The sequence below is a fragment of the Bacillus sp. GMs2/2 genome (assembly GCF_050172095.1).
GTDB classification, from domain to species: domain Bacteria; phylum Bacillota; class Bacilli; order Bacillales; family Bacillaceae_G; genus Bacillus_A; species Bacillus_A cereus.
In genome coordinates this window covers 1-8,951 of the sequence record NZ_JBNLYE010000165.1, presented here as the reverse complement: position 1 = coordinate 8,951, position 8,951 = coordinate 1, and the positions used below count along the sequence as shown (strand labels likewise).

Sequence of the window (8,951 nt, the reverse complement as noted above, 5' to 3'; positions counted from 1 at the left end):
ATATTTTTACGTATAAAGTGAAACTTTAATCAGTGAGGGTTTTGTTCATCCCCCACTGATTATTAGCCCTCACCAATCGGGCTTTTACGGGCAGCAGTGCCTCCACCTAACTTCTTTGCTTCCGCTGAATTTTGAGGTGAGGGTCTTACTGACCGGCGAATAGCGGGATAAATATTTTCTTCAATATAAAGAACATGCCCTAAAAATTAGAACATGCCCCCCTCATCCTGTACATTCAGTTTAATAATAACCGTTGTTCCCTTATCTTTTTCACTTTCAATTTTCCACTGTCCACCATGTATATGAACAATTTGTTTCACAATAGCAAGGCCTAAACCTGTTCCACCATGTTGACGACTTCTCGCTTTATCAACTCTGTAAAAGCGTTCCCCAAGATTCTCCAAATGCTCTATATCAATGCCAATTCCTGTATCTTTTATTTTTAATTCACAGTAATCATCGATTTGCTCTAAAGTTATAACGATATTTCCTTTTTGATTTGTATATCGTATCGCATTATCTAACACATTATGAAGCACTTGTTGCATACGATCCTCATCAATCATGACAATGACCTCTGGATTTAAATTGGTTGAAATATGAATTTCCTTTTCTATAAACTTAATCTCATACGTATCTAATACGTCTTCAATCAGCTGTGAAAAAACGATAGGTTGCTTCTTTAACGGAAAGTGCTCACCTTCTAATTGTGCTAAGTCTAACAAGTCATGAACGAGACGCTGCATACGACCTGCTTCTTTATGAATTAGCTGCGTTACTTTTTCCTGCTGAGCTCCCTTTGCAACACCATCTAAAATAGCCTCGCTATACCCTTTTATATAACTAAGTGGTGTTCTAAGTTCATGCGAAACATTTGCTAAAAATTCCTTACGCTTTACATCTTCTGTTTCTAATGAATTTGCCATTTTATTAAATGCTTTTCCTAATCGTCCAATTTCATCCTCTGAAGAAACTGTAATCCGCTCCGAAAAATCTCCCGTAGCCAAATGATTTGCAACCCGCTCCATTTGCGAAAGTGGCTTCGTAATTGCAATTATAATTTTTCTTCCAACCCATATCGTAATTAAAATCATAGCAATTGCTAACGGTGCTAAAATAAGACCCATATCATAGATTAAATCTTTTATACTTTTTAAAGGAATATACGAATAGACAATTCCGACTAATTTTTTATTTTCCAATACAGGAATGACAACCCCCATAATATTACGGTCAAAATGTTCTTCATATCCTATTTTTGTCACAGTTTTCCCATCTAATAGCGTTTGCCTGTCTCCTTCACTTATAAGAGAATGATGATGCACATCAAAAGGCAAACATGCGCTTAAATCACGCGGATTAGATACGAAAATAACGTCTGAACTAGATATTTGATCAAACGATCTTACTTTCTCTTCAAAAGTTGATATTCCTTCACGCTTATCATATTGAGCAGCAAGACTTTTCCCTTCCATTACTAACGAAGTTTTTAAATTATCAACGTATAACTTTTCATACGAGTATAAAGATACGAAATAAAGAAAGGACACTGTTACACATACTGCACATACTACTGTAAGCCAAAGTTTTTGTACCATCGTAAACATATGTTACACCTCAAATTTATAGCCTACACCCCAAACAGTTTGAATGTAGTTTCCACTTTCTCCAAGCTTCAAGCGCATCGTTTTCACGTGCGTATCTACTGTTCTTGTACTTCCGGCATAATCATATCCCCATACCTTTTCAAGTAATTGCTCCCGGCTAAATACTTGTCCTGTATGCTGACAAAGAAAATATAGTAAATCAAACTCTTTTACAGTAAGAGAAATCGACTCACCATTCGCCTCAATTCGTCTGCTTTTTTCATTGATAAGAATTGGTCCAAATTGAATCTCTTCTTGCTGTTCTTGCTTTGTATATCTTCTTAGTACAGCTTCCATACGTGCAACCAATTCACCAGGACTAAACGGTTTTACAATATAATCATCTGCTCCCATACGTAAGCCATTCACCCTATTCCACTCTTCACCTTTTGCGGTTAAAAATATAATCGGCACATCTGACGTTTTTCTAATTTCTTTACAAACTGAAAGTCCATCCATTTCTGGCATCATTATATCTAATACAACGAAATCATAATGATCCGTTTCTAGTTTTTTAAGAGCCTCTTTTCCGTTTTCAGCTTCTCCCCACTCATATCCAAAGTTATCCAAATACATTCCAACAAGCTGCCTCATATCACTTTCATCATCTACAACTAGCACTCTATATTTATTCATTGTCCTTCCCTTCCCTCTCTATGAGTTGAAACGGTCCTTTTCCGACTTTAATTGTTTGTTTTATTTTCATACTCTTCATATCCATAACGCACACTTCATCACTATCATAACTTGCTACATATCCTTCTGCTCCGCTTTTCAAAAATGAAAATGGATTTGAGCCTATTTCAACGGAAGCTACCTCTTTATACGTACTAGTATCAAATTTTCTAAGCATATTCGAACCGTGGCTTAATGCATATACGTACTTATTATCTTTCGTTATGTTCACAGGCATAAATGGAGCGTGTAAAGAACGTACCATTTCACCGCTCTGTAAAGAATACACTAATACTTTCTCATTCACTTGATTTCCATCACCATGCCCGCCAATCCATATTTCTTTCCCATCAGGACTAATCGTCGCTCCTGTTGATGCTGGCGGAATCATAAAGGATTGAACAACTTCTTTTTTCTTCGTATCAATTGTCGTTAGTTTCGTATCATAAAAGTTTAGTACAGATAACCGATTCTGATACTCTACCATCGTTATAGGCCCTTTTCCTGTTGAAACATTTCCTGTCTCTTTCCCATTTATCGTAAAGAACCTTACCTTTTGAACATTTTGATCAGCAGCAAATAATTGTTTTTTATCTGCTGATACGACCACATTTACAATGCCCTTTCCAGTTTTATATTTTTCCACTTGCCTTCCTTCCGCTAGTGAATATACATACATATATTCTAATTGCTTACCGTATACAAGTATTTCATCGCCATTTGGAAGCAGTGTGATTCCGGCCATTGGCTCATTTAGTTCCCATGTCGTAATTAACTTTTTATCCTTTTTATCAATAAAACTAATACTGCCTTCTTTTATATTCGTAGTTATAATAACATTTTTATCTTTAGCAATTGGTGTATATGAACTTCCTTGACACCCTACTAATAGAAATAAAAAACAGAGAAGAAAAACATACTTTCTCAAAAGATTCCCTCCATCTTCAGATGATTTCGTTATAATTGTAAAATAACAAATAAATGTGTGGAAAGTGTGAAATTCCCCTTTCTTACTCAATTTACATATATAATGTACAACAAATAGAATTTGAGGTGTGTCAATTATGCTATTTCCTGATTTAGCGAATAAAATTGTACGAGAAGTACGCAGACTAATTACAGAAAATATAATTATCATTAATATAGAAGGCGTTATTATCGCAAGTACAGATACAGAAAGAATTGGCCAATTTCATGAAGGTGCACTCCGCTGCGCTAAACAAAAGAAAACCGTCATCATTACAAAAGAAGATGAAAGGCGATTGCAAGGTGTAAAGGCTGGGATGAATCTTCCTCTATTATTTCATGATGAAGTAATTGGTGTCATTGGGATTACCGGAGAACCTGAAAATATTTCACGCTACGGAGAAATATTGCGTAAGATGACCGAATTATTAATTCATGAAAACTACTTTTTAGAGCAATTAGAACTTGAGCACCGTTCTTATGAAGCTTTTGTCTTTGATTGGCTTCAAAATACAGAGTGGTCCCCGAGTTTTCTTGATCGTGCCAAAACACTTGGCATTGATTTATATAAGAAAAAACAACTTGTTTTGTTTTCTATTGGCAAAAATGACACAATGCTCCAGCGTAAAATATGGCAACATGTACGAAATATTTTAACAAAAGAGCATCTATTTGTTCGCTGGGGAAATGATCGTTTTATTTTATTTACAGCGATGAGCTCCAAAGAACAAACTTATCAGTTTTTAAAACGGTTAAAACAAGACTGCGAAGCTTTATTTTCTATTCCTTTATATATCGGGATTGGGCAAACAGTTACCCCAAACAATATGAACATATGTTACGAACAAGCATTACGTGCTCTTTCTGTATCATTGGAAACGAAAAAAATTGTATTTAATGAAGATTTACGTTTAGAAATGTGTTTACAAGATATTTCTGCCGAAACGCGTGAACAATTTCTAGAGCGTACCATCGAAAGCTTACTATCATCTCCTGAGCTTATGCACACTTTACGCTTATTTATCGATTATAACCAATCTTATAAACAGACAGCTAAACAATTACATATACACATTAACACCTTACATTATAGGCTAAAAAAGATTGAAGAACATACAGGACTTGATCCAAAACAATTCAAAGACTTAAACGTTTTATACTTCGCACTCCTCCTATTAGATAATCATACAAAAAAGAACGATAAAACAGATTAATCTTTAGATGATTATACATAGAAAGAATCCCTCGACTTTTTTATCATTATAATGAAAGCACTGTTACCACGTTGTTTATTATAACTAAACACGTTAACAGTTTGAGGGGGATTTCCAATGTTAGAAAAACAAATTATTCATTCATTCGTATCTATTGTTGGCGAAGATAATGTAGATACATCCAATATGGGGCGTTTAACTTATAGTTATGATGCCACTCCAAACTTCCAAGCAATGCCTGATGCAGTCATTGCTCCTCGTAATACAAATGAAGTAGCTGAAGTGTTAAAAGTATGTAACACTCACAAAATTCCTGTGTATGTGCGTGGGTCTGGAACAAATCTTTGCGCAGGAACATGTCCACTTGAAGGCGGTATCGTCCTTATTTTCCGCCATATGAACAATATTTTAGAAATTGATGAAGAAAACTTAACAATTACTGTACAAGCTGGTGTCATTACACTTGATATTATTAAAGCGGTAGAAGAAAAAGGTTTATTTTATCCACCAGATCCAAGCTCGATGAAAATTTCTACAATCGGCGGTAATATTAATGAAAACTCAGGTGGATTACGCGGTTTGAAATATGGCGTAACACGTGATTATGTAATGGGGCTTGAACTTGTCTTACCAAATGGTGATATTATTCGCACTGGTGGTAAATTAGCAAAAGATGTAGCTGGTTACGATTTAACTCGTTTATTTATCGGTTCTGAAGGAACACTTGGCGTGGTAACAGAAGCCATATTAAAACTTGTTCCTATGCCTGAAACAAAGAAAACAATGCTTGCATTATATGAAGATATTAATGAAGCTGCACGTGCTGTTTCTTCTATTATTGCAAATAAAATCATTCCAGCAACACTGGAGTTTTTAGACCAACCGACAATTGAAGTAGTAGAAGAGTTTGCACAAATCGGTTTACCTACAGATGTAAAAGCAATTTTATTAATCGAACAAGACGGTCCACCCGAAGTAGTCAATCGAGATATTGAAAAAATGGCTAACGTTTGTCACTCTATGAATGCAGTTGATGTTCGCGTTGCAAAAGATGAGACGGAAGCAGATGCGCTTCGTACCGCTCGCCGTAGTGCCCTATCAGCGCTCGCACGATTAAAACCTACTACAATATTAGAAGATGCAACTGTACCACGTTCACAAATAGCTCCAATGGTTGAAGCTATTAATACCATTGCAAAAAAATATAATATTCCTATTTGTACGTTTGGACACGCTGGTGATGGTAACTTACATCCAACTTGTATGACAGACGCTCGTAATGCAGAAGAAATGCACCGAGCTGAACAAGCTTTTGCTGAAATATTTGCGAAAGCAATTGAACTTGGTGGCACAATTACTGGTGAACATGGTGTTGGTGCGATGAAAGCTCCATATTTAGAAATGAAATTAGGTAAGGAAGGTATTGCAGCTATGCAAGGAATAAAGCAAGCTTTCGATCCAAATAACATTATGAATCCTGGAAAAATGTTCGCGAAAGACACCCGAAAAAGAGTGGTGGTTGAGCGATGACGACATTGAATAAAGAAAATATTCAAAAAGAATTTAAAGAACGATTAAGTGAAGATGAATTACTAAACTGTATGCGATGCGGTTTTTGTTTACCTACTTGTCCTACCTACATTCAATCCGGATATAAAGAGTCACATTCACCGCGCGGACGTATCGCATTAATGAAAGCTGTCGTTGATGGTTTAATCGAACCAGATGAAGATGTTGAGAATACATTAAACGTTTGTCTTGGTTGCCGTGCTTGTGAGCCTGTTTGTCCATCTGGTGTAAATTATGGGCATTTATTAGAAGAAGCTCGTGATATTATTAATCAAAATAAAAAATTCTCGGTGCCAGTGAAAGCTGTTCGAAAAGTCGTTTTTGAAGGATTATTCCCCCATCAAAATCGAATGAGAACATTAACTGGACTAATCGGATTTTATCAACGTTCTGGTTTACAAACGCTAACACATAAAACAGGGATTATGAAGTTATTCCCCGAAACACTTGCAACGATGGATCTCGTTTTACCAAAAGTCCCTAAAATGAAAGCGATGAAAGATCGTCCTTCATTTTTACCTGCAGAAAGTACAAAGAAAAAACAAGTTGCATTCTTCACAGGCTGCTTAATGGATACGATGTTTTTAGAAACAAATAACGCAACGATGAAACTTCTTCAATTAGCTGGTTGTGATATCGTTATTCCGAAAACACAAAGTTGCTGCGGTGCATTGCATGGACATGCTGGTGAAAAGAGTGGAGCAAAAGAATTAGCAAAGCGCAATATAAAAGCATTCGAAGACTTAAACATCGACTATATTATTACGAATGCAGGTGGTTGCGGAGCTTACCTCGTAGACTATGATTATCTTTTAAAGGATGATCCGGATTGGGCTGAACGTGCTAAGCAGTTTGTTTCTAAGATTAAAGATATTACTGCTATACTAGTAGAACTAGACTTCCATAAGCGAACTGACTTACGACTCACGCCGCAAGTTATTACGTATCAAGACTCTTGTCATTTACGCAATGTTATGCGCACATCTTCTGAACCTCGTATGTTACTAGAGGCTATCCAAGGTGCAACATATCGAGAAATGAAAGATGCCGATCGTTGCTGTGGCTCTGCTGGTATTTACAATATTGTTCATTCAGAGTTATCAATGGAATTTCTAGATTACAAAATGGACCGTGTGCATGAAACAGAAGCAGCAACCATTGTTACTGCAAATCCAGGTTGTTTATTACAAATGAAATTGGGTATTGAGCGAGAAGGGCTTTCTCATAAGATAAGAGGAATTCACATTGTGGATTTATTATTAGAAGCAATTGAAACTAACTCGTAATAACTCGTAACATACGTAATAATAGGAAAACGGCTATCTCCTTCGTCTATGTAAAGAGATAGCCGCTTTTTTGTCTGCTACAACATTAAAAATATGTTACTTTATTATAAAAAAGAACAACAGAAACATTACAGTTTTGTAAAAATCAATCCATTATATTCCTCAAAAAATCGCTCAAACCATTGATACAATAGGATTCTTCATTTTCTATTTAGGTAACTTTATCCAAAAACCCCCTCTTAAAACCAAGTATAAAAACACTATAAATTCCTTTTATACTCTATATTTCTCTTATTTTTGCTCCCTCCTTCTCTTAGGATAAATTAGGTAATTTTAAAGTCTATGAATTTTTTTCCATCTTTTTTCTCGCAAATTGTATGCTACGATGAATTTGTCAGTCAGACAGGCTGTCAAAAACAAATCGTGTGAAAACAAATTAAAACTTTATATAGGGGGACACACATCATGAAAAAGCGTGTTTTATTATCTGTAGCTGCTGCAACAGCTCTTACTTTAGGAGTATCTTCTCTAGATGCACAAGCTGCAACAGTACAACCATCTAACTTAAAGGTTCAAAATATTCAGCATTCAAAAGTGATGATGAAACAAATGAGCCAACAAGAATTACAAGCATTCTTACAATCTATGGGAGTTGAATCATTAGCACAATGGCAACAAGGAAACTTCCAACCAAACTGCTTCATTCCTGGTCAACAACCTACTGAAAATGTTGTAACTGAGCAACCAACAGCTAAGCCAGAAACTCAAAAGCCAGTTGAACAAAAACCAGCCGAGCAAAAGCCTGCTGAAGAAGTTCAAAAACCAGAAGCTCAAAAACCTACTGAAAACAACAATACTCAAAAACCTGCTGAACAAAAACCAGCTGAGCAAAAGCCTGCTGAAGAAGCAAAATCTTTAAGCGAGTTCGAACAACGTGTTGTTGAATTAACAAACGCTGAGCGTGCAAAACAAGGCTTACCAGCACTAAAAATCGATACTGAATTAAGTAAAGTAGCACGTATTAAGTCTGAAGATATGCAAAAAAACAACTACTTTGATCATAACAGTCCTACATACGGATCTCCGTTTGATATGATGAAGAAATTTGGTATTTCTTATACATCTGCAGGTGAAAACATCGCTCAAGGCCAACGTACACCTGAAGAAGTAGTACAAGCTTGGATGAACAGCGCTGGACACCGTGCAAACATCTTAAATAACGGCTTCACTCACATCGGTGTTGGCTATGTAGAAAGCGGCAACTACTGGACACAACAATTTATTACGAAATAAATAGATTAAAAGAGTCTTCTCATGAGAAGACTCTTTTTTAAGTTTCATAGCTTTCTATTATGTATGAATAGAAAATATATAACATAAACAACATAGATCCACAGCTTATTACACTAAGCAATACATAAAATCCCCACTCTAAGTTCAAAAACAATGAAAACAATATGCCACATGCCATCACTTGAAAAATTCGTCTACTTACTAAACGAATTTTTTGTAATTTAATTGGATCTTTTTCTTTGCCTTTTATTTTCTTAAATTCTTTACTCAGCATAAAAAGAAACATACTAATCCCAATCGTT

At 35.7% G+C, this 8,951-nt stretch carries 7 protein-coding genes and 1 pseudogene; 4 read left to right on the top strand and 4 right to left on the bottom strand.

What is annotated here, in order from left to right; translation table 11 throughout:
- Positions 1–206: 206 nt before the first annotated feature.
- From ACQGS6_RS18265 to ACQGS6_RS18255, 3 genes are read right to left on the bottom strand one after another with little or no spacing between them, the layout of a single operon-like run.
- A complete protein-coding gene (locus ACQGS6_RS18265) occupies positions 207–1,607 on the bottom strand; it encodes a sensor histidine kinase (RefSeq protein ID WP_000494818.1) in 1,401 nt (466 codons plus the stop codon).
- 3 nt (positions 1,608–1,610) lie between these two features.
- Positions 1,611–2,282 (bottom strand): response regulator transcription factor, encoded by a 672-nt coding sequence (locus tag ACQGS6_RS18260; RefSeq protein ID WP_001046400.1) that lies wholly within the window; start codon positions 2,280–2,282, stop codon positions 1,611–1,613.
- On the bottom strand, positions 2,275–3,249 hold the full coding sequence (locus ACQGS6_RS18255; RefSeq protein WP_001234148.1) for a YncE family protein: 975 nt from the start codon (positions 3,247–3,249) through the stop codon (positions 2,275–2,277). Before ACQGS6_RS18255 ends, ACQGS6_RS18260 begins: the two co-directional genes overlap by 8 nt.
- Positions 3,250–3,376: 127 nt before the next feature.
- On the opposite strand from ACQGS6_RS18255, the gene ACQGS6_RS18250 reads away from it, so the two are divergent.
- The 4 genes from ACQGS6_RS18250 (at position 3,377) to ACQGS6_RS18235 (ending at position 8,649) form a co-directional block, all read left to right on the top strand.
- Positions 3,377–4,501 carry a CdaR family transcriptional regulator gene (locus tag ACQGS6_RS18250; RefSeq protein WP_001999325.1) on the top strand — a complete coding sequence of 375 codons (1,125 nt, stop codon included), beginning with the start codon at positions 3,377–3,379 and terminating at the stop codon, positions 4,499–4,501.
- 117 nt (positions 4,502–4,618) lie between these two features.
- Positions 4,619–6,031, top strand: coding sequence for a glycolate oxidase subunit GlcD (gene glcD, locus ACQGS6_RS18245; protein ID WP_000890754.1), 1,413 nt, complete (start codon positions 4,619–4,621; stop codon positions 6,029–6,031).
- A complete protein-coding gene (locus tag ACQGS6_RS18240) occupies positions 6,028–7,356 on the top strand; it encodes a (Fe-S)-binding protein (protein WP_000209648.1) in 1,329 nt (442 codons plus the stop codon). The genes glcD and ACQGS6_RS18240 overlap by 4 nt, the downstream gene beginning before the upstream one ends.
- A 465-nt stretch (positions 7,357–7,821) precedes the next feature.
- On the top strand, positions 7,822–8,649 hold the full coding sequence (locus ACQGS6_RS18235; protein ID WP_000747589.1) for a CAP domain-containing protein: 828 nt from the start codon (positions 7,822–7,824) through the stop codon (positions 8,647–8,649).
- Positions 8,650–8,686: 37 nt separating this feature from the next.
- Here ACQGS6_RS18235 and ACQGS6_RS18230 read toward each other — a convergent pair.
- Positions 8,687–8,951, bottom strand: a pseudogene (locus ACQGS6_RS18230) (DUF1648 domain-containing protein); the annotation flags it as partial.